This window comes from Paracoccus acridae (genome assembly GCF_014642735.1).
Classification (GTDB): Bacteria; Pseudomonadota; Alphaproteobacteria; order Rhodobacterales; family Rhodobacteraceae; genus Paracoccus; species Paracoccus acridae.
In genome coordinates this window covers 1-23,697 of the sequence record NZ_BMIV01000010.1, presented here as the reverse complement: position 1 = coordinate 23,697, position 23,697 = coordinate 1, and the positions used below count along the sequence as shown (strand labels likewise).

Annotated in this window: 23 protein-coding genes; 5 read left to right on the top strand and 18 right to left on the bottom strand. The window is 67.3% G+C overall.

All coding sequences use genetic code 11. The annotated features are described in order from the left end of the window. Positions 1-11: 11 nt before the first annotated feature. On the bottom strand, positions 12-3,191 hold the full coding sequence (locus tag IEX25_RS13940) for a DEAD/DEAH box helicase (RefSeq protein ID WP_188715718.1): 3,180 nt from the start codon (positions 3,189-3,191) through the stop codon (positions 12-14). Between the two features lie 234 nt (positions 3,192-3,425). Here IEX25_RS13940 and IEX25_RS13935 point away from each other — a divergent pair, with 234 nt between their 5' ends. Further along, positions 3,426-4,364: a 3-hydroxyacyl-CoA dehydrogenase NAD-binding domain-containing protein gene (locus IEX25_RS13935; RefSeq protein ID WP_188715716.1), complete on the top strand. Its 939-nt coding sequence runs from the start codon at positions 3,426-3,428 to the stop codon at positions 4,362-4,364. 84 nt (positions 4,365-4,448) lie between these two features. Next, the gene (locus tag IEX25_RS13930) at positions 4,449-5,228 is read left to right on the top strand and encodes a GntR family transcriptional regulator (RefSeq protein ID WP_188715714.1); all 780 of its coding nucleotides are present in this window, start codon (positions 4,449-4,451) and stop codon (positions 5,226-5,228) included. Here IEX25_RS13930 and IEX25_RS13925 read toward each other — a convergent pair. From IEX25_RS13925 to IEX25_RS13845, 17 genes are all read right to left on the bottom strand, one after another. Further along, a complete protein-coding gene (locus tag IEX25_RS13925; RefSeq protein ID WP_268236153.1) occupies positions 5,216-5,803 on the bottom strand; it encodes an MmgE/PrpD family protein in 588 nt (195 codons plus the stop codon). The genes IEX25_RS13930 and IEX25_RS13925 overlap by 13 nt on opposite strands. A 105-nt stretch (positions 5,804-5,908) precedes the next feature. Next, the gene (locus tag IEX25_RS13920; protein ID WP_188715712.1) at positions 5,909-6,619 is read right to left on the bottom strand and encodes an MmgE/PrpD family protein; all 711 of its coding nucleotides are present in this window, start codon (positions 6,617-6,619) and stop codon (positions 5,909-5,911) included. Position 6,620: 1 nt separating this feature from the next. Next, positions 6,621-7,397: an aspartate/glutamate racemase family protein gene (locus tag IEX25_RS13915; RefSeq protein WP_188715710.1), complete on the bottom strand. Its 777-nt coding sequence runs from the start codon at positions 7,395-7,397 to the stop codon at positions 6,621-6,623. Then, on the bottom strand, positions 7,394-8,167 hold the full coding sequence (locus IEX25_RS13910; protein WP_188715707.1) for an aspartate/glutamate racemase family protein: 774 nt from the start codon (positions 8,165-8,167) through the stop codon (positions 7,394-7,396). The genes IEX25_RS13915 and IEX25_RS13910 overlap by 4 nt, the downstream gene beginning before the upstream one ends. A gap of 17 nt (positions 8,168-8,184) precedes the next feature. After that, complete coding sequence (locus tag IEX25_RS13905) at positions 8,185-9,585, bottom strand: FAD-dependent oxidoreductase (RefSeq protein WP_188715706.1); 1,401 nt, start codon at positions 9,583-9,585, stop codon at positions 8,185-8,187. A gap of 17 nt (positions 9,586-9,602) precedes the next feature. Further along, positions 9,603-10,496 carry an isocitrate lyase/PEP mutase family protein gene (locus IEX25_RS13900; protein ID WP_103174091.1) on the bottom strand — a complete coding sequence of 298 codons (894 nt, stop codon included), beginning with the start codon at positions 10,494-10,496 and terminating at the stop codon, positions 9,603-9,605. Positions 10,497-10,558: 62 nt separating this feature from the next. Then, positions 10,559-11,260, bottom strand: a complete 702-nt coding sequence (locus IEX25_RS13895; protein WP_103174090.1) for an ABC transporter ATP-binding protein — start codon at positions 11,258-11,260, stop codon at positions 10,559-10,561. After that, positions 11,253-11,993, bottom strand: a complete 741-nt coding sequence (locus tag IEX25_RS13890) for an ABC transporter ATP-binding protein (protein ID WP_103174089.1) — start codon at positions 11,991-11,993, stop codon at positions 11,253-11,255. The genes IEX25_RS13895 and IEX25_RS13890 overlap by 8 nt, the downstream gene beginning before the upstream one ends. Further along, on the bottom strand, positions 11,986-12,963 hold the full coding sequence (locus IEX25_RS13885) for a branched-chain amino acid ABC transporter permease (RefSeq protein ID WP_103174088.1): 978 nt from the start codon (positions 12,961-12,963) through the stop codon (positions 11,986-11,988). The genes IEX25_RS13890 and IEX25_RS13885 overlap by 8 nt, the downstream gene beginning before the upstream one ends. Continuing rightward, positions 12,963-13,832: a branched-chain amino acid ABC transporter permease gene (locus IEX25_RS13880; RefSeq protein WP_229665227.1), complete on the bottom strand. Its 870-nt coding sequence runs from the start codon at positions 13,830-13,832 to the stop codon at positions 12,963-12,965. Before IEX25_RS13880 ends, IEX25_RS13885 begins: the two co-directional genes overlap by 1 nt. Positions 13,833-13,893: 61 nt before the next feature. Then, positions 13,894-15,117: an ABC transporter substrate-binding protein gene (locus IEX25_RS13875; protein WP_103174086.1), complete on the bottom strand. Its 1,224-nt coding sequence runs from the start codon at positions 15,115-15,117 to the stop codon at positions 13,894-13,896. Between the two features lie 57 nt (positions 15,118-15,174). Continuing rightward, positions 15,175-15,789, bottom strand: a complete 615-nt coding sequence (gene leuD, locus IEX25_RS13870; protein WP_188715702.1) for a 3-isopropylmalate dehydratase small subunit — start codon at positions 15,787-15,789, stop codon at positions 15,175-15,177. 10 nt (positions 15,790-15,799) lie between these two features. Then, positions 15,800-17,212: a 3-isopropylmalate dehydratase large subunit gene (leuC, locus tag IEX25_RS13865; RefSeq protein WP_188715700.1), complete on the bottom strand. Its 1,413-nt coding sequence runs from the start codon at positions 17,210-17,212 to the stop codon at positions 15,800-15,802. 30 nt (positions 17,213-17,242) lie between these two features. Then, positions 17,243-18,166 (bottom strand): polysaccharide deacetylase family protein, encoded by a 924-nt coding sequence (locus IEX25_RS13860; RefSeq protein ID WP_188715698.1) that lies wholly within the window; start codon positions 18,164-18,166, stop codon positions 17,243-17,245. After that, positions 18,166-19,101 (bottom strand): polysaccharide deacetylase family protein, encoded by a 936-nt coding sequence (locus IEX25_RS13855; RefSeq protein WP_229665225.1) that lies wholly within the window; start codon positions 19,099-19,101, stop codon positions 18,166-18,168. Before IEX25_RS13855 ends, IEX25_RS13860 begins: the two co-directional genes overlap by 1 nt. 1 nt (position 19,102) lies before the next feature. Then, the gene (locus IEX25_RS13850) at positions 19,103-19,780 is read right to left on the bottom strand and encodes an isochorismatase family protein (protein ID WP_188715696.1); all 678 of its coding nucleotides are present in this window, start codon (positions 19,778-19,780) and stop codon (positions 19,103-19,105) included. A 314-nt stretch (positions 19,781-20,094) separates the two neighbouring features. Then, positions 20,095-20,979: a LysR family transcriptional regulator gene (locus IEX25_RS13845; RefSeq protein ID WP_188715825.1), complete on the bottom strand. Its 885-nt coding sequence runs from the start codon at positions 20,977-20,979 to the stop codon at positions 20,095-20,097. A gap of 94 nt (positions 20,980-21,073) precedes the next feature. Between IEX25_RS13845 and IEX25_RS13840 the strand changes: the two genes are divergently transcribed. The 3 genes from IEX25_RS13840 to IEX25_RS13830 all read left to right on the top strand — a co-directional run. Then, positions 21,074-22,273, top strand: a complete 1,200-nt coding sequence (locus IEX25_RS13840) for an acyl-CoA dehydrogenase (protein WP_188715694.1) — start codon at positions 21,074-21,076, stop codon at positions 22,271-22,273. Next, positions 22,266-23,423, top strand: coding sequence for a CaiB/BaiF CoA transferase family protein (locus IEX25_RS13835; RefSeq protein WP_188715692.1), 1,158 nt, complete (start codon positions 22,266-22,268; stop codon positions 23,421-23,423). Before IEX25_RS13840 ends, IEX25_RS13835 begins: the two co-directional genes overlap by 8 nt. Further along, the coding region (locus tag IEX25_RS13830) for a 3-hydroxyacyl-CoA dehydrogenase NAD-binding domain-containing protein (protein ID WP_229665223.1) at positions 23,420-23,697 on the top strand (278 nt) is incomplete at its 3' end. The genes IEX25_RS13835 and IEX25_RS13830, both read left to right, overlap by 4 nt.

Sequence of the window (23,697 nt, the reverse complement as noted above, 5' to 3'; positions counted from 1 at the left end):
CGCGTCGTCCGTCAGGCCAGGCGTTCCAGCAGGTCGCTTGCGACGTCCAGCCGATCCTCGGGGCCGGGATGGTGCAGCGTCAGGCGCCGGTCCTCGACCGCCAGCCCTTCCAGCCCGCAAGCCAGCGGCGCGCGGTCATCCATGCTGACGCCTTCGCGGAAACACAGCGAAACCCCTTCGGGACCAAGGCTGAGCGTTTCGACCCCCAGCACGGCCCCAAGGGCGCGCATCCCGGCCGCGCGCAGCAGCGTCTCCACCGGCTCGGGCAGGGGGCCGAAGCGGTCGGCGATCTCCTCGGCCAGGCGGGCCACCTCGTCAGCGTCGGCGGCGCGGGCGATCCGGTGATACAGGTCGAGGCGGTTTTCCGGTTCCGGGACATAGTCGGCGGGGATATGGCCGGGTTCGCCCGGCACCTGCGGGGGCGGGGGAACCTCGGCCTCTCCCTTGGCGCGGCGCAGGGCTTGGGCCAGCATGTGCTGGTAAAGGCCAAGGCCAATCCGCTGGACATGGCCCGCCTGCCGGTCCCCCAGCAGATCGCCCGCGCCGCGCCGGTCGAGGTCGGCGGCGCTGATGGCCATGCCCGCGCCAAGACGGTCCATGGCCTGCAGCGTTCCCAGGCGCTTTCGCGCATCCTCGGACAGATCCTCGCCTTCGCCGGTCAGAAGGTGGCAATAGGCCTGCACCGGGCCACGCCCGACCCGGCCGCGCAACTGGTGCAACTGCGCCAGGCCGAACAGCGCGGGGCGCAGGATCACCATGGTGTTGGCGCGGGCCACGTCCAATCCGCTTTCGATGATCCCGGTCGCCAGCAGGACATCGCCGTCGCCCGCGGCGAAGCCCACCATCACCTCGTCGATCTCTTTCGCCGAAAGGCTGCCATGGGCCACGCGCAGCCGCAGACGGGGAAGCAGGCGTTCCAAGCGTTCGGCCACCGGCGCGATATCCTCGATCCGGGGAACGACGACAAAGCTTTGGCCGCCGCGGCGGTGTTCGCGCAGCAAGGCCTGGCGCAGGGTCGTGTCCCCGTCATCGGCCAGAAGCGTGCGGATCGGGCGGCGACGGGCGGGCGGCGTGTGAAGAACGCTGAGATCCTGCAGGCCCACCATGGCGGTCTGCAGGGTGCGCGGGATGGGGGTCGCGCTCATCGACAGGACGTGCAGGCCCTGGCCCAGTTCGCGCAGCTTTTCCTTGTGGGCCGCGCCGAAGCGCTGTTCCTCGTCGATCACCAGAAGGCCAAGATCGGCGAAGCTGACGTTCCTGCCCAGCAGCGCATGGGTTCCGACCGCGATGCGGACGGACCCGTCGGCAAGCCCCGCGCGCAGGGCGGCGGCGGGCTTTCCGGTGACCAGTCGGGACAGGTGGCCCACGGTGATCCCGAAGGGGGCGAAGCGGCGGCGGAAAGTGTCGTAATGCTGCCGCGCCAGGACGGTGGTGGGGGCGCAGATCGCAACCTGACGCCCGCTCAGCGCCGCCGCCGCTGCTGCGCGCAGGGCGATCTCGGTCTTGCCGAAGCCCACGTCGCCGATCACCAGCCGGTCCATCGGCCGACCCGAGGCCATGTCGGACAGCACCGCGCGCACCCCCGCCGCCTGGTCGGGGGTGGGCTGGAAGGGAAAGCGGGCGATGAACCGTTCATAATCGCGGACAGGGGGCACCAGTTCCGGCGCCTTCGCCGCGTCGCGCGCCCGGGCGAGCGCCACAAGATGATCGGCAAGCCTTGCCAGGGTCTCGGCCGTGGCATCGCGCCGCTTCGCCCAGGCCGTCCCGCGCAGCCGGTCCGGCTTGACCCCCGCATCGGCGCTGCCATAGCGCCAGATCCGGCCCGCGTCATGGGTCGGCACCATCAGCCGTTCGTCGCGGGCGAAGGTCAGGCGGATGGCCTCGCTGCCCGGGTTGTCGGGGTCCAGGGGTTCCAGCCCCTCAAGCCGCGCAAGGCCGTGGTCTTCGTGGACGACGATATCCCCCAGGTCCAGCCCGGCCGAAGGCAAGGCCTGCAAGGCGACCATCCGGCCGCCCGACCGGGCGCGGCTGCCCAGCAGATCCTGGGCGGTGATGACGGCCACGTCTTCCGCCACCGCCCCTTCCGCCAGATCGGCCAGAAGAACCGCCTTGTCATGGCGCAGGGCCTCGGCCCAGCCGGCGACGGGGACGGGTGGCTGTCCGCCTGCCTGCGTCGCCATGCGGGTGATGCGCGCCCCTTCCCGATCCGAGCCTGCGACAAAGACCACCCGCCGTCCCGCCACCGCGTCGCTGTCCAGAAACTGCGCCAGCCGGGCCCGGGGACGAGCGACGGCGGCGAATGAGGGCACTGGGCTCCATTCCCCTGGCGAGAGCACTTCGATCCGCGACGCCAGATCCGCCCATTCCGCCGGTCCCAGATACAGGGCGTCGGCCGGCAGGGGATGGGCGCCATCGGCTTCGGCCTCGGCGCGCGCTTCCCCTAACCGCGCAAGCCGCCGTTCCGCCAGGGCCAGGGTCCCCGGAAGCGCCAGGATGCGCGCATCCGGCATGTGGTCGGGCAATGTCGCCAGGGACGGCCATGCCTTGGGCAGGCGATGTTCGGCGCCGCGTTCCCACGGATCATCGGCAGGGGGCAGTTCCGTCACCGGCACGATGTCCAGCCGGTCGATGTCGCCGGTGGACCGCTGGGTCACGGGATCGAAGCAGCGCAGCGCCGTCACGACACCGTCCGACAGCTCGATCCGGCAGGGCAGGGCATCGCCACCGGCAAAGACCTCGATCGTGGCGCCGCGCAGGGCGATCTCGCCGGGTTCGTCGATGCGGTCGTCGGTGACATATCCGGCGTCCCGGGCAAAGGCGTCGAGGGCGGCCGTGTCCAGCCGATCGCCGGGCCGGATGCAAAGGCTGCGCAGCGCTTCGGGCGGCGGCAGGCGTTGCAGCAGGACGGACAGGGGGACCACCACGATGTCGCCGGGTTGCGGATCCTGCAGCCGATGCAGGACGGCCATGCGGCGGCCCATGGCATCGGGCGTCGGCGAGGCCCCGTCGAAGGGCAGGCAATCCCATGGCGGCAGGAACAGCACCCGGCGGTCCGGCAGCGCACCGGCCAGGAAGGCGGCCAGGGCCTCGGCCGTCCGTTCGTCGCGGGCCACATGCAGGATGCGGTCGGCCGGGCCAATCGCGCGCAAAAGGGTCAGCGCCTCGACGCAGGGGGGAAGGGGATCGGACATCTGCACCTCTGATCGTCGCTGTGGTCAGGGGATCTGCCCGCGTCTTCTGCCTAAATCCGTCTGCCATGCCGCAGGTTCCGCTTCACGCGGGGGCAGGCCGCCCGGATTGTTGCCGCGATCCAGCAGCATGGTTGCAGGGACAGGGGCAATGGGGTGGCTTGATTATCATAATAGTATGATCTTAAATCATTGAACCTTGCCTTTTGGCATAAGGACTCGTCGGGGGGCGGACGCATGCGAACGGCAGGATCGGTGGCAAAGGGCGACAGGATCGCGGTGATCGGCGGCGGGCTGATCGGGACGAGCTGGGCGGCGCTGTTCATGGCCTGGGGACATGATGTCGCCCTGTTCGAGCATGACGAGACGTCCCGCAAGGCCATCCCCCGGGCGATCAGGGGGCCAATCGGGCAGGTTGCGGAACTGGCGTCGGGTCTTCCCGCGCCGGGACGCCTGCATCTGGCAGACAGCCTTGAGGACGCGGTCACGGGCGCGGCCTGGATCCAGGAAAACGTGCCCGAGAAGGTTCCCCTGAAGCGGGCGATCTATGCCGCGATCGAGACTGCGGCCCCCGCGGGCGTCACCATCGCCTCCAGCACGTCTTCGCTGGTCTGGTCGGAACTTTCGGCCGACATGGCCGACCCTTCGCGGCTGATCACCGCCCATCCCTTCAACCCGCCCCACCTGATGCCCCTGGTCGAAATGTTCGGCCCCGACGCCGCGCGCGTCCAGGCGGCCGCCGCCTTTTATCGCAGCCTGGGCCGCCACCCGGTCTTTCTGCGGCGCGAGGCCGTGGGCCATATCGCCAACCGCCTGTCCTCGGCCCTGTGGCGAGAGGCGGTGAACATGGTGGCGGAAGGCATCGCCGACGTGGACCAGATCGACGCGGCCCTTGTCCATGGTCCCGGCCTTCGGTGGTCGGTGGTGGGGGCGCACATGGCCTATCACCTGGGCGGCGGGGCAGGGGGCATCGGGCATTACCTGTCCCATCTGGGTCCCAGCCAGGAAAGACGCTGGCAGGATCTGGGGCAGCCCCGACTGGACGCGGCAACCTGCGCCAGGCTGGTCGATGGCATCGCGGCCGAGGCCGGGGGCCGCGACATCGCCACGCTGGAGGCCCTGCGCGACGCGGGACTGATTGCGGTCCAGCGGGCCTTGCGGGAAAAACGGCCCTGACCCGCCGGTGCTTTCGACATAAGAACGGGAAAATGGCTTGCCGGAACAGCCTGCAATCCCCGACCCCAGCAAGGTGATGCCGACATGTCCAGGACGAATTCCCCTACGCCGCTTTATCACCGGGTCTATGCGGTGATGAGAGAGCGGATCGTCAACGGCTATTATCCCGACGACGTGCCCGTTCCCAGCGAGGCGGAACTGTCGGACAGCTTCGGCGTCAGCCGGATCACCATCCGCAAGGCGATGGAGATGCTGTCGGCCGAAGGGCTGATCACCCGGATGCGCGGGCGCGGCACCTTTGTCACCGACCGGGCGCAGAAATCGGCCCTGAACCGGGCGGTCGTGTCCAACATCAACGGGCTGTTCAGCTATCTCAACACGGTGGGCCAAAGCACGCGGCTGAAGGTCATCAGCCTGGATCGGGGCGAGGCGCCGCCCCGGATCTGCGCGCAGATGGGGATCGCCCCCACCACCGAACTGGTCCGGTCGGTCCGGGTGCGTGAACTGGACAAGCGGCCCTATTCGCTGTCGATGGCCTATCTTCTGCCCGATGTCGGGGCCGGGCTGACCCGGCAGGATCTGGCCACGACCAACATGATCGACCTGGTGCAGCGCGAGGGTGCCGTGGTCGAACAGGTGGAACAGGTGCTGACCGCGACGCTGGCCGACGAATATGCGGCCGGGCTTTTGCAGGTGCCGATCGGTGCGCCGCTGATGCGCGTCAACCGCTTCTTCTTCAACGACCGGATGGTGCCCTTCTATGCGGCCGAGATTCTGTATTGCGCCGACCGCTATGAATACCGCGTCTCGCTGAAGCGCGAACAGGGACGGGATTTCCTGCTGGACGGCTCTCAGCCGGGCTGAGGCGCGAAGCCTTGGCGCAGCACGCGGCCAAGCTGCTGCGCAAGATCGGGGCCGGTCTCGTCCAGCAGGCGACAGGTCTGGTGGAACGGCTCGTCCCCGCCCCAAGCCGCCCGCATCAATGCGGCGGCTTTGGTCCGCACCTCGGATCGGGACAGGGGACGGGAACTGTCGCCCTTTGGGGCCATCACCTCGGCCTGGACCTGGCTGCCGTCGGTCAGGTCAAGGGTGACGCGGGCCGGGCGGTTTTCCGGGTAAAGCGCATCCAGCCGGGGATCCGCGACCAGCCGGACACGCGCCGCCATGGCTTGAACCTCGGGGCGGCGCAGGCGGTCCGGCGAAAAGCCGTCATGGTGCAGCGGGCCGAGGCACAGCGACAATGCCGCCGCATGACGAAAGCTGAAGCGCGCGGCAAGATCCGTCCGGGGGTCGGGGGAATCGTATTGCAGCGCCGTGGAATAGACTTCGATCGTGACGGCTGCGATCCGGTCGGGGTCGATCCCCTTGGGCGTATCGCGCAGCGCCTCGATGCAGTCGAGCATCGGTCCCAGATGGGCGCAGACCGGATGCCATTTCAGATAGGCCGACAGGATCTCGGACCGTGACCAGCGACCGTCCGCGCCGATGCCTTGGGTCAGCAGGGCAGGGTCGAAGCCCTCCCCCGCGCGTGGACCGAAGAAGCGTTACAGGGTCGCGCGGGATGGCGCCAGACCCGCAAGGGCTGCGCGGGCGGCGGTGATGCCGTTCTGCGCGCCAAGGCCCACGAACAGGTGATGCACCCCCGCGCCTTCCATGCAGGTGTCGCGAAAAGGAAACAACGCCACCGTGGCGGCATTGCCGATGGCGGCTTCGATCAGCCGTGCGCGTGCCTCGCCGTCGAGGCCGCGTCCCAGGATAAAGGCGGCGGCGACAGCCGCGCCGATGCAGCCGAAGGTGCCCGTGTCGTGCAGCAAAGGCTGCATCCCGCCAAGCGCCGCGCCGATGCGGGCCGAGACCTCGTAGCCAGCTACGACGGCGTTCAGGAAATCGCCGGTCGTGGCACCCGTTTCTTCGGCCATGGCTAAGGCGGCAGGCAGGACATGGCTCATCGGATGGCCCCGCGCGCGGCGGTGGCCGTCCTGAAGCTGCAGAACCGTCATTGCCATGCCGTTGGCAAGGGCGGCGGTTCCTGCGGATGCACCCTGCGTAAAGCCCATGACGGAGGCCGGCCCGGCGCCGCCGGCAGCCACGACGGCGCTGCGTGCGTCGCTGACCGAGGGATGCGCGGCCCCCGCCGCCATGACGGCAAGGGTGTCGAGGATGAAGTCGCGCCAAACCGCCTGCTCCTGACGGGGCAGGGCGCCGAAGTCGCTGCGGGCGGCGGCAAGCGACAGGATGCGCGCGGCGTCCGCCATCTCAGCCCTTGGCCTGGGCTTCGGCCTGGGCGCCTGCCTTCATCATGGCCCGCAGCATGTCCAGGCGCGGCTCGACCGGCGCGGGGTATGCGGCGCGGCCATGGCGCAGGCCAAGCGCCAGGAAGGCCTCGACCAGCTTGTAGGTCAGGGGACCGGGGTTCACCACGGGAACGGGCAGGTTCGCGGCCAGGTATTCGCCCGCCTGGTGCATGGTGGTCGAGCCCAGGCAGATCACCTCGGCCCCGTCCTCCTCGATGCAGCGCAGGGCCACGTCGCGCATCCGGGGGAAGACTTGGTCCTCTTTCCCGCCCAGCAGGTTCGCAAAATCGGGCGGCTGGTCGAAGCTGCGGACGGATGCGCATTGCCGGTCGAAGCCGTATTCGCGGATCGCCTTGCGATAGCGCGGCAGCGCCGGTTCCCATTGCGCCAGGACGGAAAACCGCCCGCCCAGCGTCAGCGCATACAGCATGGACGCCTTGCCCGCGCCGATCACCGGGATGTCGAGGACCGACCGCAGCATGACCATGCCGCTGTCCGACATGGTGTCGATGCAGACCGCGTCGAAGCCTTCGTCCTGGGCGGTGCAGCCCGCCTCGAAGATCGCCATGTCCATCAGGCCCCAGTCATGGGGCGACATGAAGGACGTGGGCCCGCAGGTCACGGGGCGATAGGTCAGTTCCCAGTCGGCGGGCAGGGGGACGTAACCCGACTGCGCCTCTCGGTTGCGGATGCCCTCGGCATCCAGGGCGAAGGGGACGATGACAAGGATGCGGGTCATGCGCGGTCCTCCAGGAAGGCGGCCCCGGCGGCGCCGATGGCGCGGATCATGTCGTGCTTGGGGGCCAGCGGCGCGGGCCAGGTGGCCTTGGAATGGGTCAGCCCCAGATCCAGCGCGACCGAGGCCAGCTTGTAGGTCAGCGGGCCTGGATTGATGACCGGCACGTCCAGGCGGCTTGCCAGCCAGTCATGCGCCTCGTGCATGGTGGTGGATCCCAGGATCAGCACCTGCGCGCCGTCCTCGTCGATGCATCTGCGCGCGGCATCCAGCAGCAGGGGAAAGACCTGATCCTCTTTTCCCGACAGCAGCGCCTTGTTGTCGGGCGTCACGCCGATGGACCGCATCGAGGCGCATTTATGCTCCATCCCCAACTCGCCCAGCGTCTTGGTGTAGAGCATCTTCCAGCGGTCCCACATCATCAGGATCGAGAATTTTTCGCCCAGCATCTGCGCGACCAGCATCGAATGCCGCCCCGGCGCGATGACCGGGATGTCCAGGACCGACCGCAGCATCGCCATGCCGCTGTCGGACATGGTGTCGATGCAGACGGCATCGAACCCCTGCGCCTGTGCGTCCAGTCCTGCGTCCAGGATCGAGAAGTCGGCAAGCGCCATGTCGTGCTGGCTGGAATAGTTCTTCGGTCCGACGCGCACGGGGCGATAGTGGAACTCGATCCCCGGACCCAGGTCCACGGCGCCCATCTGCGCCTGCCGCCGGGCCAGATCCTCGTCCCCCATCGGGAAGGGGACGATCACCAGGACTTTTCTCATCGTCTTCTCCATTCGTGTCAGCCCCCTGCCGCGATGCGCGCGGCGGTGATGCCGGCAAGGCGCCCGAAGGCCGTGGCCGACAGCAGCCCGTTGCCGGACAGGTAGCCATAGTTGGAATCGCCCGACAGGCCGCGCGCCGCGCCACCCCCCGCCATGAGGTTCGGCAGCGGCGTGCCGTCCGTCCGCAGCACCCGCGCGTCGTGGTCGATGACCAGACCGCCCTGGGTGTGGAACAGCGCGCCGTTCACCTTGACCGCGCGGAAGGGCGGGGCCAGCACCTGGTCGGGCGCGAAGCTGCGGCCCAGGCGGTCGGGTCGGCCCGATGCGGCGGCGGCGGCGATACCATCCAGTTCCGCCTGCAGCGCATCCAGCGGCAGGCCGGTCGCGGCGGCCAAGTCCCCGACCGTGTCGGCGGACTTCACCGCGCCCAGCTTGCGGATCTCGCGATAGTCGTGGAAATCCAGCGCGGCTTCCTCGCAGCGGGCATCGAAGATGTCCCAGGCGACATGGCCGGGCTGCGCCGCGACCTCGGCCCCGTGTTCGGAATAGCCGCGCATTTCGTTGGAAAAGCGGCGGCCGTCCGTGTTGACCAGGATGCCGCCCTGCGTGACGACCGCCCAGGTCAGCGGCAGTCCGTGTGGATGGGCGACCGATCCGTGGCCCTGATACGCGCCCATGTCGGCCAGTTGCGCGCCCAGTTCCGCGCCCCATTTCACCGCATCGCCCGTGTTCGACAGGTGCCCGCAGCATTCCGCATCGGCGATCTCGGGAATGTGGCGGCGCACCATGTCCGCATCGCCCGCGAAGCCGCAGCAGGCCAGCACCAGGGCCTTGCAACCCAGCGTTTCCATCGCGCCGTCTGGGCGGCGGAACCTGACGCCGGTGGCCCGGCCTGTCCCATCCACGAACAGATCCTCGACCGATGCCCCCGTCAGCAGGTCGATGCCCGCGCGCGACACAGCCGACAGCAGCGCCTGTTCCAGATCGGCCCCGGTGCGGCTGTCCGGCCCGTGCATCCGCATCCGCGAATGGCCGGGATAAAGAAAGCCCGTCACCAGCCGGAAGCCCACGCCGTGGTTGTCCATCAGCCAGTCGATCATCGGCCCCGAGGTCCGGGCCGCCAGCAGCGCCATGTCCTGCGGCGTGCGGCCGTGGGTCTTGGCCACGATGTCGGCGGCGAACAGGTCCGGGTCGTCGTCGATCCCGGCCTCGCGCTGCAGCCTTGTGCCGGCCGCCGGGATCAGCCCGGCGGACAGCGAGGTCGAGCCTTGCGGGTTGTCGTCGCGTTCCAGGATCATCACCTCCTGTCCCGTGTCATGGGCGGCAAGCGCCGCGACAAGGCCGCAGGCGCCCGCGCCGACCACCACGACCGGCATCTCGAAGTCGAAATCCACGCCATCGGCGGAGAGAACGGCCATCTGGGTAATCCTTATGGTCAGTAATCAGTGCGGCTGTTTTCCGGGGTGCCGTAGCGGGCTTCCAGTTCCTGGACCTCGGCCATGCGGGCGGTGTCGAAGAACTGCTTGAAGCTCATCACATGGGGGGCGACCGAGGCGATGGTTTCCTCGCGCTTCAGCACCTCCAGCGTCTTGCGCGCGGCCTCGCAAGCCGACAGCAGCAGCCAGTTGGGATAGATGATCAGCTTGAAGCCCAGAGCCTCGATTTCCGAGCGCGTCAGGAACGGCGTCTTGCCCGAGGTCGCCATGTTGTAAAGCAGCGGGATGCCCGGAAAGCGCGGCGCGATGTGCGGCAGGTCGTCGGGCAGGGGGCTTTCGATGAAGATCACGTCGGCGCCCGCCTCGCGATACATCTCGGCCCGGTCGAAGGCGGCGTTGCGGCCGTGCAGCGCCAGGGCGTCGGTGCGGGCGATGACCACGAAGTCGGGGTCCACGCGGGCGTCCACGGCGGCCTTGACCTTGGCGACCATGTCTTCCGCGCTGATCAGCTGCTTGCCCGACAGGTGGCCGCAGCGCTTGGGCAGCACCTGATCCTCAAGGTGGACTGCCGCCACGCCGCCGCGTTCATACAGCTGGATGGCCCGGCGCACGTTCAGCGGCCCGCCAAAGCCATTGTCGGCATCCGCGATCAGCGGCAGGTCCGAGGCGTCGGCGATGCGGGTGGCGTTGTCCACCATCTCGGTCATGGTCAGCAGGCCCACGTCGGGATAGCCCAGCCGCGTGGCCGAGGTTCCGGCCCCGGTCATGTACATGGCTTCGAAGCCTGCCTCGGCGACAAGGCGGGCATACATGGCGTCCACCACCCCTGGGGCCATGAGGGCCCGTTCGCCTGCCAGGGCCTGGCGCAGGCGGCGCGTGCGTGTCAGCGACATTTCTTCGTTCTCCGTTTGCGTCTGTTGTGCCGCCGGACGACGCGCGCCCGGCGGGCGGGCCGTCAAAGACCCAGATAGGCCTGGCGCAGCTGCGGGTCGGCCAGCATCCCGGCGGCGCCCCCCTGCATCACCAGATGGCCCTGTTCGATCACATAGGCCCGGCTTGCGACGTTCAGCGACTGCATCACGTTCTGTTCCACCAGCAGCACGGCGCAGCCCTCGGCGTTGATGCGCCCGATCAGGCCGAACATCTCCTCGACCATCAGGGGCGACAGGCCCAGGGACGGTTCGTCCAGGATCAGCAGCTTGGGTTCGGACATCATGCCGCGCCCGATCGCCAGCATCTGCTGTTCGCCCCCCGACAGCGTGCCCGCAAGCTGGTCCAGCCGTTCGCGCAGGCGCGGGAAGATCGTGCAGATGCGGTCGAAGTTCTGCTTGCGGTTGGCGGTGGCGCGCCGGAAGGCGCCGAGTTCCAGGTTTTCCGCGACCGACAGGTTGGGGAAGATCTTGCGGCCTTCGGGCACCTGGGCGATGCCAAGCGCCACGATGTCGCGCGGCTTCATGCCGGTGATCTTCGCGCCCTCGAACCGGACCTCGCCCGCACTGGGGCGGATGAAGCCCGAGATGACGTTGTTCAGCGTGGTCTTGCCCACCCCGTTCGACCCCAGCAGGGCCACGATCTCGCCCGCCTCGACGCGCATGTCGATGCCCTGCAGCACGGCCATGGAGCCATAGCCCGCGCGGATGCCGGAAATCTCAAGCATGGTTCCCCTCCTGCAGGCGGGCGGCGGCGCCGTGGCCCAGATAGGCCTCGACCACGCCGGGATCCTGGACCAGTTCCCTGGGCGTGCCATGGGCGATCATCTTGCCGTGGTTCAGCACATAGGCGGTCTCGGCCAGGCTCATCACGGCCTGCATCACATGTTCGATCATCAGGAAGGTATGCCCTTCGTCGCGGATCTGGCGGATGATGCCGACGATTTCCGACACTTCGGACGGGATCAGGCCCGCCATCACCTCGTCCAGCAGCAGCAGTTTCGCGCCGGTGGCAAGCGCGCGGGCCAATTCCAGCCGCTTGCGCCCCGCGATGGTCAGCGACGAGGCCGGGCGGTCCAGCATCGCGCCCATGCCCAGCCGCTTGCCGACTTGGCGCGCCACGGCCATCGCCTCGGCCCGGTCGTGGTGGTGCAGGTATGCGCCGACGGCGATGTTTTCCTGGACCGTCAGGCCCGCGAAGGGCTGCACGATCTGGAAGGTGCGGATCATGCCCATGGCGCAGATGCGGTGCGGGGGCAGGCCGGTGATGTCCTGGCCCATGAAGCGCACCGTGCCCTCGTTGGGCTTGGTGAAGCCCGCGATCATGGTGAAGCAGGTGGTCTTGCCCGCGCCGTTCGGACCCAGCAGGCCGACGATGCCGCCTTCGGGCACGTCCAGGGATGCATCGCTGACCGCCTTCAGGCCGCCGAAGCTTTTGGACAGGTTGCGGACCTCAAGCATTGTCGTCCTCCTTCTTGCGGAAGGTGCCGATGCGACCGGCAAGCCCCATCAGGCCCTGCGGCAGGAAGCGCAGCGCGCAGATCAGGACCACCGCGTAAAGCACGAAGTTCAGGCCCGGCGCGTTGTGCAGCAGGTGTTTCGCGCCTTCGCCCAGCAGATGCAGGCCCAGCGTGCCGATCAGCGGTCCCCAGACGGTGCCCGCGCCGCCGATGATCGGGCCGATCAGCGCCTCGATCGAGACGGCGCTGCCATAGACGACGGCGCTGTCGATGAACAGCCAGACCTGCAGGTAAAGCACCCCCGCCAGACCCGCGAAGGCGCCCGAGATCGCCATGGCCTTGACCTTGATGCGATAGGTGTCGATGCCAAGGGCGCGGGCCGCGTCCTCGTTTTCGCGCACGGCGATCAGATAGGCGCCGAAGCGCGAATATTTCAGCCAGGCGGTCAGCGCCATGACCAGGGCCACGATCACCAGCAGGATCGTATAGACCACGGTACGGTCGTTGAACTGCAGCGTGGACAGCCCCGGATCAAGCCGCAACTGCAAGCCGCTGCCGCCGCCGGTGATGGCGAATGACGACGCGCAGATCCGCAGCACCTCGGCAAAGGCCAGCGTGACAAGCGCGAAATACGACCCCTTCAGGCCATAGCGGAAGGCAAGCGCGCCGATGAAGGCGCCCATGGCCGCGCCCGCCACGATCCCGGCCGCAAACGCGATCCAGGCGTTGATGCCATACTGCACCTGCAAGATGGCCGAGGCATAGGCGCCGGTCCCGTACATCGCGGCATGGCCGAAGGACGCCATGCCCCCGAAGCCGCCGGTGATGTTCCAGGCAAGCGCCACGACTGCGACGATCAGCGCGTTGATGGTGAAGCCCATCCAGACGGGCGAGGACATGAAGTAAAGGCTGGCCAGATAGATCAGCGCAAGGGCGATCAGGACCGCCTGTCCCATGGATTGCGGTTTCATCACGCGGCCCTCCGGCCCAGAAGACCCGAGGGCTTGAACAGCAGGATCAGGATGAAGGCGGTGAAGATGCCGATCTGGCCCAGGCTCTCGCCCAGGAACAGCCCGCAGAGCGACTCGATCACCCCCAGCAGCAGCCCCGCGATCAGCGCGCCGGGCAGGCTGCCCATGCCGCCCAGGACGACGGTGGTAAAGGCCACCAGCACGAAGGTGTAACCCACCTGCGGCGTCACATAGAAGGTCGGCAGCAGCAGGCAGGCGGCAAGCGCCACGCAGGCCGTGCCGATGCCGAAGCAGATGGCATAGGTGTGGTTCACGTCGATGCCCACGATCTCGGCCCCGCGCTTTTCGATGGCGACGGCGCGGATGGCCGATCCGGTGCGGGTGCGGGTCATGAACAGCCACAGCAGGGGCGCGGCGGCAAGGGCCGCGAAGAAGGCGATCACCCGGCCCAGCGGCAGATAGGCGCCCAGGAATTCCACCGTGTTATAGGCATAAGGGATGTCCACGCTGCGCGTGTTCGACGTCCAGAAGTAAAGCGCCAGGTTGTCGATGATCAGGGCAAGCGCCAGCGTCACCAGCAGGACGTTCTGTTCCGACCCGCCGCTCATCGGGGCGATCACCCAGCGTTGCAGGACATAGCCCAGGCAGAAGAACACCGGCAGCAGGATCGGGATCGCCAGATAGGGATCCAGGCCCATGTGGACGAACAGGAAATAGGCCGCATACAGCGCCAGCATCAGCAGGCTGCCATGGGCGAAGTTGATGATGTGCAAAACGCCATAGATCAGGGTCAGGCCAAGCGCGACAAGCGCATAGACGGCCCCCATCGTCAGGCCGCTGAGCACGGCGGGCAGGATCAGGCTGGACATGGACACTCGCTTGTCAGGGGTCGGCCGGTGGCCCCCGCCTGCCGGCGGGGGCCTGGTCGGATCAGCCTTCTTGCGGGACCGGGAAGACCGGCTCGGCGGTGGCGTATTCTTCGGGGAAGACCAGCTCGATCTCCTCGCCCCGGATCTGGGTGTTCACCGGCTGCGAGTTGACGTTGTCGCCATTGACGAACTTGGTCGGGCCGTATGGCATGATAGAGCCGTCGTAGGTCGAGGCCGCCAGCGTCTCGATCATCGCCTTGCGGTCGGTCGAGGCGCCGCGTTCCAGCGCGTCGGCAATGACCTGGATCGTGGCATAGGACACCATCACGTCATAGGTCAGGTCCAGACCGGCCTGCGCCACGCTGGCCGCAAGCGCCTTGGATTCCGGCTTGTTGGGGTCGTACCAGTGGTTGCAGTCCATCACATACTGCGCCACGTCGTTGTTTTCGCGCACGAACTTGATGTTGGACGCGGCCCCGCCCAGGATCGAATAGATCGCCATCAGTTCCGCCCGCTGCTGGCGCAGGGCGCGGGCCATCAGCGTGTATTCGTTCAGGTAGTTCGACGGGATCAGGATATTCGCGCCCGACGCCTTGACCCGCAGCGCGATGTTGTTGAAGTCGCGATGCGGCGTGGGGTGGGAAATCGTCTCGACCACCTCGATGCCCTGCTGGGGAAGCTGCTCGGCCATGATCTTGGCCATGTTCGACCCGAAGGGGCCGTCCTCGTGGACGATGGCGGCGGTCTTGACGGGATTGCCAGCGGCCGCGTTCAACTGCTTGAGGTTTTCCAGGGCGACGCTGGTGCATTTATTCACGCCAGGGGTGAAGCGGAAGACGTTGGGCAGCCCGCGTTCCACGATCGTCTCGGCGGTGCCGATGGAGAACACCTGCGCCAGGTCGTATTTCGCCGCCGCCTGCGACGAGGCAAGCCCCAGGGCCGATGCGCTTGCGCCGGTGAAGGCCACCACGCCCGCCTCGGCCAGGGTGTCCACGGCGGAGGCCGCGATCTCGGGGCGGCTTTGGGCATCGACGACGACCAGTTCGATCTGCGCGCCGCCCATGCTCTTGATGCCGCCTGCGGCGTTGATCGCGTCGGCGGCGAACTTCGCGCCTGCCGCGCATTGCGTGCCGTTATAGGCCAGGTTGCCGGTCAGCGGCTCCAGCACGCCGATCTTCACGGTCTGGCCCTGCGCGCGCAGGATCGAGGGCATGGACAGCCCGCTGACAAGGGCGGCCGCGCCCGAGGCCTTCAGCAAGCCGCGGCGATTGAGTGTGAATGTCATTGTCGTCTCCCTGCTTGTTATGTTGTGTGACTGGGTAAAGGCGTGGGCCGGGCGTCGTCAGCGCCCCAGCCAGGGGTTCCGGGCCATCCTTTCGGCCTCGAAAGCCGTGATCCGGTCCATGTAGGTGAAGGTCATCTCGATCTCGTCCAGGCCCTGCAAAAGGCAGTCGCGGGCAAAGGCGTCGATGGTGATCGGGTGGGCGCCAAGATCGCCGGGCAGGATCACCTGCGCGGCTTCCAGGTCCACGGTGACGGTGGCTTGCGGGTCGGCGGCCAGGCGGTCCGCCAAGGCCTCGCAGGTGGCAACGGGCAGGCGGACAGGGACGATGCCGTTCTTCAGCGCGTTGTTGAAGAAGATGTCGCCGAAGCTGGGCGCCAGCAGCGCGCGGATCCCCGCATCGGCCAGGGCATAGACCGCGCCTTCGCGGGACGACCCGCAGCCGAAGTTGTCCTCGACCAGCAGGATCCTGGCCCCCTCTGCGTCGGGACGGTTCAGCGGAAAGCCGGGGTCCAGGTTGCCGTCCGCGTCGCGGCGGATGTCGTGGAACAGGAACTTGTCGTAACCCTCGGCCCGGTCGGCCTTGAGAAAGCGGCCAGGGATGATCTGGTCGGTGTCGCAGTTGACGCCGGGAACATAAGCGACGGTCGAGGTTTCGCGGGTGAAGGCCTTCATCGCATCCTCCTTACAGCCTGCGGACATCGGTCAGCCGCCCGGTGATCGCGGCGGCGGCGGCCATGGCCGGGCTGACCAGATGGGTTCGCGCGCCCGGCCCCTGCCGCCCCACGAAGTTCCGGTTCGAGGTCGAGGCGCAGCGTTCGCCCGGCCCGACCACGTCGCCGTTCATCGCCGCGCACATGGAACAGCCCGATTGCCGCCATTCGAAGCCCGCCTCGCGGAAGATGCGGGCCAGGCCCTCGGCCTCGGCCTGTTCGCGGACCTGGGTGGAACCGGGGACGACGATGGCGGGAATGGCTGCCTTGCGGTCCTTGAGGATGGCTGCGGCGGCGCGCAGATCCTCGATCCGGCTGTTGGTGCAGGAGCCGATGAAGACCCGGTCGATGGGCAGGCCGTCCAGTTCGGTTCCCGGCGCTAGGTCCATGTATTCCAGCGACTTGGCGGCGGCCTTGCGCTTATCCGCGCTGGCAAAGCTGGCGGGGTCGGGAATGCGGCCGGTGATCGGGACGGCATCCTCGGGGCTTGTGCCCCAGGTCACCATGGGCGCGATGGCACCGCCGTCCAGTTCCACCTCGCGGTCGAAGGTCGCGCCGTCGTCGGTCGGCAGCGCCCGCCACTGCGCCATGGCCAGATCCCATTCCTGGTCGGTGGGCGCATAATGGCGTCCGGCGACATAGCGGAAGGTGGTTTCGTCCGGGGCGACCATGCCCAGGCGGGCGGCGGCCTCGATCGACAGGTTGCACATGGTCAGCCGCGCCTCGATCGACATGTCACGCACCACCTGGCCTGCATATTCGATGGCGTGCCCGCCTGCGCCCGCAGCCCCGATCCGTGCGATCAGCGCCAGCATCACGTCCTTGGCGGTGACGCCCTGGCCCAGCCGTCCGTCCACCGTCACCCGCATGGTCTTGGGCCGCATCTGCCACAGGGTCTGGGTCGCCAGAACATGGGCGTTTTCCGACTGTCCGATCCCGAAGGCGATCGCGCCAAGCGCGCCTTGGGTCGAGGTGTGGCTGTCCGAGCAGACGATGGTCAGGCCGGGCAGGGTGATGCCCTGTTCGGGCGCCACGACATGCACGATGCCCTGTTCGCGGCTGGCGATGCCGAAATGGCGCAGGCCCCCCCATTCCATGTTCTCGTCAAAGGTGCGGATCATCCGGGCGATGGCGGGGCTTGCCGCATCGTCTGCGCTGCGCCCCAGGGTGGGGACGTAATGGTCGGCGATGCCGAAGATCTGCTGCGGACGGCGCGGGCGCAGATTGCGACGCTTGAGGTCGGCGAAGGCGTGGAAGCTGCCCTCGTGGATCAGGTCGCGGTCGATATACAGAAGCGACTGCCCGGATGGGTGCCGCAGGATTTCATGCGCATCCCAGATCTTGCCGAACAGGGTTCGCGGCGTGGTGTCGGATGCTGGCGTCATGGCGATCCGTTCCTTGTCAATGCAGGCCCGTCAGACCTGGCTTTCGGCCGCGGCGGCGATCTGGCCCACCGGGGCGGTCCAGACGCCGTCATGGCCTAGGATATAGTCCAGCACCTCGCGCAGGTATTCGACGCGATAGGGCATGCCCGACACCCAGGAATGCAGCGGCAGGCTCATCACCCGGCCGCCGTATTCGGCGCTTTCGCGATACAGCACGTCGAAGCGGTCCTTGACCTGCTGGACCCATTCAGGCTCGGACTGGAAATATTCGTTGGCGACCACCCGGTCGTCGGTCTCATAGGCCAGCGGCATCGCCAGAAGCGCGCCGTCCGCCGTTCGCATCCGATAGGGCAGGTCGTCATTGGCCCAGTCCAGGTTCCAGCGGATGCCGTTGCGGGCCAGCAGTTCGGGCGTGTTGAAGCCTTGCGCCCGGCCCGGCGACAGCCAACCCTCGACCGGCTGGCCGGTTGCGCCGCGCAGCAGGCGCAGGGTTTCGGCGATGATGGCGTTCTCATCCTCGACCGACAGGCCCGAATGATGGACCTTGCCCATGTCCAGGCCATGGGCCACGACCTCGTGCCCGCCTTCCACCACGGCCTTCAGCAGCGCGGGATAGCGGGTGGCGATGCAGCCGTTGACGGCAAAGCTGGTCTGCAGCCCCTTTTCCGCCAGCAGCCGCAGGATGCGGAACACGCCGATCCGGTTGCCATAGTCGCGGTTGGTGAAATAGCGGAAATCGGGATAGGGCATCGACAGCGCGCCCGGCGCCTTGAAGGGCTTGGCGGGCATGTCCAGCGGGAAATGCTGCACATGGGTGACGATGGACAGCGCGACCCGCGCGCCGCCGGGCCAGGCGATCGGCTTGCGCGCGAACATGTCGGACCAGTCGTAGCGGTCGTGGTCCATGCCATAGCGGCGGGCGGGATAGTGCAGGTAGTCTTCGGGAAGCGACATCAGCGGTCCCCCTGTGCGTGCCGGGCGGCAGCGGCACTCATCGCGTCATAGGCGCCGCTGGCGTGATAGGCCTCGGCGATTTCGCGGCCCGTGGCCTGCCAGACGCCATCATGGCCGGCGATATAGTCGATGGCCTCGGCAAAGGCGTCGATGCGGTGCGGCTGGCCCACCAGATAGGGGTGCAGCGGGATGCACATGACCATGCCGCTGTCGTCGGATTCCCTGTAAAGCTGGTCGAACTGCCGGCGGATGATTTCGCCGTAATGGCGCGGCGTGACCTTCTGGCTGTTATACACGATCACGTCGTTCATCTCGAGCGAATAGGGCATCGAGATCAACTTGCCCGACCTGACCTTCACGGGCATTGGTTGGTCGTCGTGGAACATGTCGCAGGTGTACTGGATCCCCGCCTCGGCCAGGATGTCCATGGTCCACAGGTTGTTCGACAGCGCGGGCGACAGCCATCCCGCCAGTTCCTGCCCGGTATGCTTCCTGACCGTGTCGAAGGCGTCGCGGATGATCCGGCGTTCCTGGTCCACCGTCATGTTATAGACATAGCGGGTGTTGTAGATGCCGTGGGAAAAGAACTCCCACCCCCGGTCGGCGCAGGCGCGGATGATTTCCGGGTGATGATCGCACAGCGCGACGTTCAGCGACACCGATCCGCGAAAGCCCGCCCGGTCCATCGCCGCCATCATCCGCTGCCATCCCGCGCGGTTGCCATAGTCGCGATGGGAATATTGCAGCACATCGGGGTTCGGGCGTCCCCAGGGGGTGCGGGTCGGGTTGTTCGGCGGATCGTATTCGTAGAATTCGATATTGGGCGCGATCCAGACGGCCAGCTTCTTGCCGCCGGGCCAGGTGATCTTGGGCCGTCCGGGCCAGGGCAGATAGTCGTAAAGCCCCAGGTCCGACTGCATCGGTTCCGCGCCCATCTCAGCGCGCCTCGGGCTGATAGGCGTCATACCAGGCGATCGCCTCGGCCACCGGGATCACGTCGCCATACTTGACCGAGATGTCGTAGAGATTGGCGAAATGCGGGCTTTCGTGCTTGTCAGCCACGCATTCCTCGGGGACGATGACCCGATAGCCGCGAGAGATCGCGTCCACCACGCAGGCCCGCACGCAGCCCGAGGTGGACCCACCGGTCAGCACCACCGTGTCGCAGCCGTGCCAGACCATCAGCGATTGCAGGTTCGTTTCGTGGAAAGGCGATGCCATGCGCTTGTTGATGACGATGTCGCGGTCGTGGTCGATCTTCAGGCGCGGATCGAATTCCGCGCGGCGCGACCCCACCTTGATGTTCTGCAGCGAATCCGGCGTGTCGGTCCGCGTGCCCCAGACGCCGCAATCCTCGCCCGACTGCATATAGGCGACATAGGTCCAGGTGATCGGCAGGCCCTTGGCGCGGGCCAGGTCGGCCAGCTGGTTCACATAGTCCAGTTGCTTGGGGTCGGTTTCGTAAGCCGTCGCGAATTCGCCCAGGCCGGTATAGGCCAGTTGCAGGTCGATGTTGATCAGCATCGGCTTCTTGCCAAAGCCGAAGCGGCGGCGTGTGGGATTTGCCTTGGCATGTTCGTAAAGCTGCCGGGCCGTCAGCGACGACATTTCCATTCCTAGACCTCCTCTGCCTGCGCCTGCGGATCGGGCCTTGGCTTGCCCTCGGAGCCTGCCTCCTCCACGCCGGATCCACGACTGCCTTTCATTTATTGTTATCTCTTTATGTCATTTGTAAAGGAAAATTTTCAGCCGAATATCAAGAGGAAGATATCGCATGCGGCGGTTGGGGGTTCCGCTGGGGGATACGGCAACCCGCGCGTAGACCACCTGCATTTTATGCTGTGGGAGGTCTTGGCAGATCGGAAAACGACATGCCCGGCGATGCGGCCGTCGCCGCCGAGTTGGACCGCGATCCGGTCTGACCGCGCCTAACTGACCTCGGCTGCCAGCCAGTCGCGGAAATGGATCAGCGGGCGCGATTCGGCCCGCGTCCTGGGCCAGACCAGCCGATAGGCCCCGCGTCCGGGAACCGCCTGTTGCAGGACAGGCAGCAAATGGCCTTCGGCGATTTCCTGGCGGGCCAGATAGTCGGGCAGAAGCGCCACCCCCAGTCCCGATATGGCGGCCTGGATCATCATGGAGAACTGGTCCATCACCATCCCGCCCGAAGGAACCGCCTGCGCCCCCTGCCCATGGAACCAGTCGGCCCAGGCACCGGGCCGGGTTTGCAGATAGAGCAGCACCAGACCCGCCATGTCGCCCGGCTGCGTGATCGGATTGGCCGCCAGGAAGGCCGAACTTGCGCAGGCCGTCAGGCTTTCGCCGAACAGAAGCAGGCTGTCGTCAGGCGCGGTTTCGCCCTGGTGATAGATGATCGCGGCATCGAAGGGCTCGTCGCTGAAGGACACCGGCTGGAAGCGCGTGGTCAGGTTCACCATGATCCCCGGATGCCGGGTCATGAAGCCCGGCAGGCGCGGGGCCAGCCAGCGGGTGCCGAAGGTCGGCAGCACCGCCAGGTTGATGCTGCCCCCTTCGGGATTGGCGATCAGCGACATGCCGCCGCGCTGGATCAGGTCAAGCGCGGCCGAGATGTCGGCGTGATAGCGCGTGGCCGCTTCGGTTGGGATCAGGCGGCGGCGGTGGCGCGAGAACAGCGGCTGGCCCATCTGCTCCTCCAGCGTCTGGACCAGGCGGCTGACGGTGCTTTGCGTCAGGCCCATTTCCTGCGCGGCGGCCGTGACCGACCCGTGCCGCATGACCCCGTCAAAGGCCAGAAGCAGGCTGAGGTTCGGCAGGTATCGCCTGATCCGCATGATCATTCATCCTATACATGATCTCATGGAAATTTATCATTTTTGATGTGGCTGACAATTGGATACCCTTGCCGCAACAAGGCAGGAGCTTGCGATGTCCACCAAATCCCACAAAGGCGCGGCGTTCGACTGGGCCGATCCGTTTCTTCTGAACGAGCAACTGACCGAAGAGGAACGGATGATCCGCGACAGCGCCGCGGCCTTTGCGGCCGACCGGCTGGCCCCGCGCGTCACCGACGCCTATCTGAACGAGACGACCGACCCCGAGATCTTCCGCGAGATGGGCGCGGCGGGGCTGCTGGGCGTGACGGTGGACGACGCCTATGGCGGGGTCGGCGCCTCCTATGTGGCCTACGGCTTGGTGGCGCGAGAGATCGAGCGGATCGACAGCGGCTATCGGTCCATGGCCTCGGTGCAGAGTTCGCTGGTGATGTTCCCGATCGAGGCCTATGGCAGCGAGGAGCAGAAGCAACGCTATCTGCCGAAACTCGCCAGTGGCGAATACATCGGCTGCTTCGGATTGACCGAACCGGATGCCGGGTCCGACCCGGCGGGCATGAAGACCCGCGCGAAGAAGACCGAGGGCGGCTATGTGCTGAACGGCGCGAAGATGTGGATTTCCAACAGCCCCATCGCCGATGTCTTCGTGGTCTGGGCGAAATCCGACGCCCATGGCGGCAAGGTGCGCGGCTTCGTGCTGGAAAAGGGCATGAAGGGACTGTCTGCGCCCAAGATCGAGGGCAAGCTGTCGCTGCGCGCCTCCATCACCGGAGAGATCGTGATGGACGACGTCGAGGTCGGCGAGGACGCGCTGCTTCCGAACATCGAGGGCATGGGCGGGCCCTTCGGCTGCCTCAACCGCGCGCGCTATGGCATTTCCTGGGGTGCGATGGGGGCGGCCGAGGATTGCTGGTTCCGCGCCCGCCAGTATGGGCTTGACCGCCACCAGTTCAACCGTCCCCTGGCCGCGACGCAGTTGTTCCAGAAGAAGCTGGCCGACATGCAGACGGAAATCGCCCTTGGCCTGCAGGCGTCCCTGCGCGTCGGCCGCCTGTTCGACGAAGGCCGCTTCGCGCCCGAGATGATCTCCATCGTCAAGCGCAACAACTGCGGCAAGGCCCTGGATATCGCGCGCATGGCCCGCGACATGCATGGCGGCAACGGCATTTCCAGCGAATACCACGTCATCCGGCACGCCCAGAACCTGGAAACCGTGAACACCTACGAAGGCACGCATGATGTCCACGCGCTGATCCTGGGCCGCGCGCAGACCGGGATCCAGGCCTTTGGCTGATGCGCCGCTGAAGGGCCTGCGCGTGGTCGAACTGGCCCGCATCCTGGCCGGTCCCTGGATCGGCCAGACGCTGGCCGACCTGGGCGCCGAGGTCATCAAGGTCGAGGCCCCCGAGGGCGACGACACCCGCCGCTGGGGCCCGCCCTTCATCGACCGCCCCCGCGCGGATGGCACCACTGAAAAGGTCGCGGCCTATTTCCACGCCGCGAACCGGGGCAAGACCTCGGTCACCTGCGACTTCAACGACCCGGCCGACCTGGACCGGCTGCGTGGCCTGATCGACGATGCCGACGTGGTGGTCGAGAATTTCAAGGTCGGGGGCTTGCGCCGCTTCGGGCTGGACTATGACACGCTGTCAGTGCGCAATCCAAGGCTCGTCTACGCCTCGATCACCGGCTTCGGGCAGGACGGGCCGCGCGCGACGCAGCCGGGATACGACTTCCTGATCCAGGGCATGTCTGGGATCATGGACCTGACCGGCGCGCCCGACGGAGAACCGCAGAAGGTCGGCGTGGCCTGGATCGACATCTTCACCGGGCTTTACGGGGTGATCGCCGTGCAGGCGGCTCTGGCGGAACGGGAACGGTCGGGCCGTGGGCAGCATCTGGATCTGTCGCTGCTGGATTGCGGGGTGGCAGTGCTGGCGAACCAGGCCACGAACTTCCTGCTGGGCGGAACGGTGCCGCATCGGCTGGGCAACGCGCATCCCAATATCGTGCCCTACCAGCTGTTCCCCGCATCCGACGGCCATCTGATCGTGGCCTGCGGCAACGACCGGCAATTTGCGGCATTGTGCCGTGTGCTGGACCTGTTGGACCTGCCCACGGATCCCGACTTTGCCACCAACCCGGCCCGCGTTGCCCATCGGGACAGGCTGGTGCCGATGCTGTCGGACGCCACCCTGCGCCGGACTCGCGCCGACCTGATCGCCGCGATGGAGGCTGTGGGCGTGCCCGCAGGCCCCGTCAACGACGTGGCCGAGGCGCTGTCCGAACCGCAGATCGCGGCGCGCGGCCTGCGGGTCGCACCCGAAGGCATTGCCGGGCTGCGCACCCCCATCCGCTTTGGCCGCAGCAGGCTGACCCATGACCGCGCGGCCCCGGCCCTGGGTGACGGGGAATGGCGGTTTGCCGAGGATGTCGGGCCATGACGATTCAGACGGTTGGCGTGATCGGTGCGGGCCAGATGGGCAACGGGATCGCGCATGTCTTTGCGCTTGCCGGATACGACGTGGTGATGACCGACATCAGCCAGGATGCGATGGACAAGGCCCTGTCGCTGATCGACCGCAACCTGGAACGCCAGGTCGGGCGCGGCAAGATCGACGCCGATGCGAAGAAATCCGCGATGGCGCGGATCCGCACCACGCTGCGGCTGGCGGACCTCGGCCAGTGCGACCTGGTGATCGAGGCCGCGACCGAGCG

What these genes read in the sequence shown, in the direction of transcription:
- IEX25_RS13940 (WP_188715718.1), bottom strand. Translation starts at nt 3,191, where the DNA reads ATGTCCGATCCCCTTCCCCCCTGCGTCGAGGCGCTGACCCTTTTGCGC.
- IEX25_RS13935 (WP_188715716.1), top strand. Translation starts at nt 3,426, where the DNA reads ATGCGAACGGCAGGATCGGTGGCAAAGGGCGACAGGATCGCGGTGATC.
- IEX25_RS13930 (WP_188715714.1), top strand. Translation starts at nt 4,449, where the DNA reads ATGTCCAGGACGAATTCCCCTACGCCGCTTTATCACCGGGTCTATGCG.
- IEX25_RS13920 (WP_188715712.1), bottom strand. Translation starts at nt 6,619, where the DNA reads ATGGCGGACGCCGCGCGCATCCTGTCGCTTGCCGCCGCCCGCAGCGAC.
- IEX25_RS13915 (WP_188715710.1), bottom strand. Translation starts at nt 7,397, where the DNA reads ATGACCCGCATCCTTGTCATCGTCCCCTTCGCCCTGGATGCCGAGGGC.
- IEX25_RS13910 (WP_188715707.1), bottom strand. Translation starts at nt 8,167, where the DNA reads ATGAGAAAAGTCCTGGTGATCGTCCCCTTCCCGATGGGGGACGAGGAT.
- IEX25_RS13905 (WP_188715706.1), bottom strand. Translation starts at nt 9,585, where the DNA reads ATGGCCGTTCTCTCCGCCGATGGCGTGGATTTCGACTTCGAGATGCCG.
- IEX25_RS13900 (WP_103174091.1), bottom strand. Translation starts at nt 10,496, where the DNA reads ATGTCGCTGACACGCACGCGCCGCCTGCGCCAGGCCCTGGCAGGCGAA.
- IEX25_RS13895 (WP_103174090.1), bottom strand. Translation starts at nt 11,260, where the DNA reads ATGCTTGAGATTTCCGGCATCCGCGCGGGCTATGGCTCCATGGCCGTG.
- IEX25_RS13890 (WP_103174089.1), bottom strand. Translation starts at nt 11,993, where the DNA reads ATGCTTGAGGTCCGCAACCTGTCCAAAAGCTTCGGCGGCCTGAAGGCG.
- IEX25_RS13885 (WP_103174088.1), bottom strand. Translation starts at nt 12,963, where the DNA reads ATGAAACCGCAATCCATGGGACAGGCGGTCCTGATCGCCCTTGCGCTG.
- IEX25_RS13880 (WP_229665227.1), bottom strand. Translation starts at nt 13,832, where the DNA reads ATGTCCAGCCTGATCCTGCCCGCCGTGCTCAGCGGCCTGACGATGGGG.
- IEX25_RS13875 (WP_103174086.1), bottom strand. Translation starts at nt 15,117, where the DNA reads ATGACATTCACACTCAATCGCCGCGGCTTGCTGAAGGCCTCGGGCGCG.
- leuD (WP_188715702.1), bottom strand. Translation starts at nt 15,789, where the DNA reads ATGAAGGCCTTCACCCGCGAAACCTCGACCGTCGCTTATGTTCCCGGC.
- leuC (WP_188715700.1), bottom strand. Translation starts at nt 17,212, where the DNA reads ATGACGCCAGCATCCGACACCACGCCGCGAACCCTGTTCGGCAAGATC.
- IEX25_RS13860 (WP_188715698.1), bottom strand. Translation starts at nt 18,166, where the DNA reads ATGTCGCTTCCCGAAGACTACCTGCACTATCCCGCCCGCCGCTATGGC.
- IEX25_RS13855 (WP_229665225.1), bottom strand. Translation starts at nt 19,101, where the DNA reads ATGGGCGCGGAACCGATGCAGTCGGACCTGGGGCTTTACGACTATCTG.
- IEX25_RS13850 (WP_188715696.1), bottom strand. Translation starts at nt 19,780, where the DNA reads ATGGAAATGTCGTCGCTGACGGCCCGGCAGCTTTACGAACATGCCAAG.
- IEX25_RS13845 (WP_188715825.1), bottom strand. Translation starts at nt 20,979, where the DNA reads ATGCGGATCAGGCGATACCTGCCGAACCTCAGCCTGCTTCTGGCCTTT.
- IEX25_RS13840 (WP_188715694.1), top strand. Translation starts at nt 21,074, where the DNA reads ATGTCCACCAAATCCCACAAAGGCGCGGCGTTCGACTGGGCCGATCCG.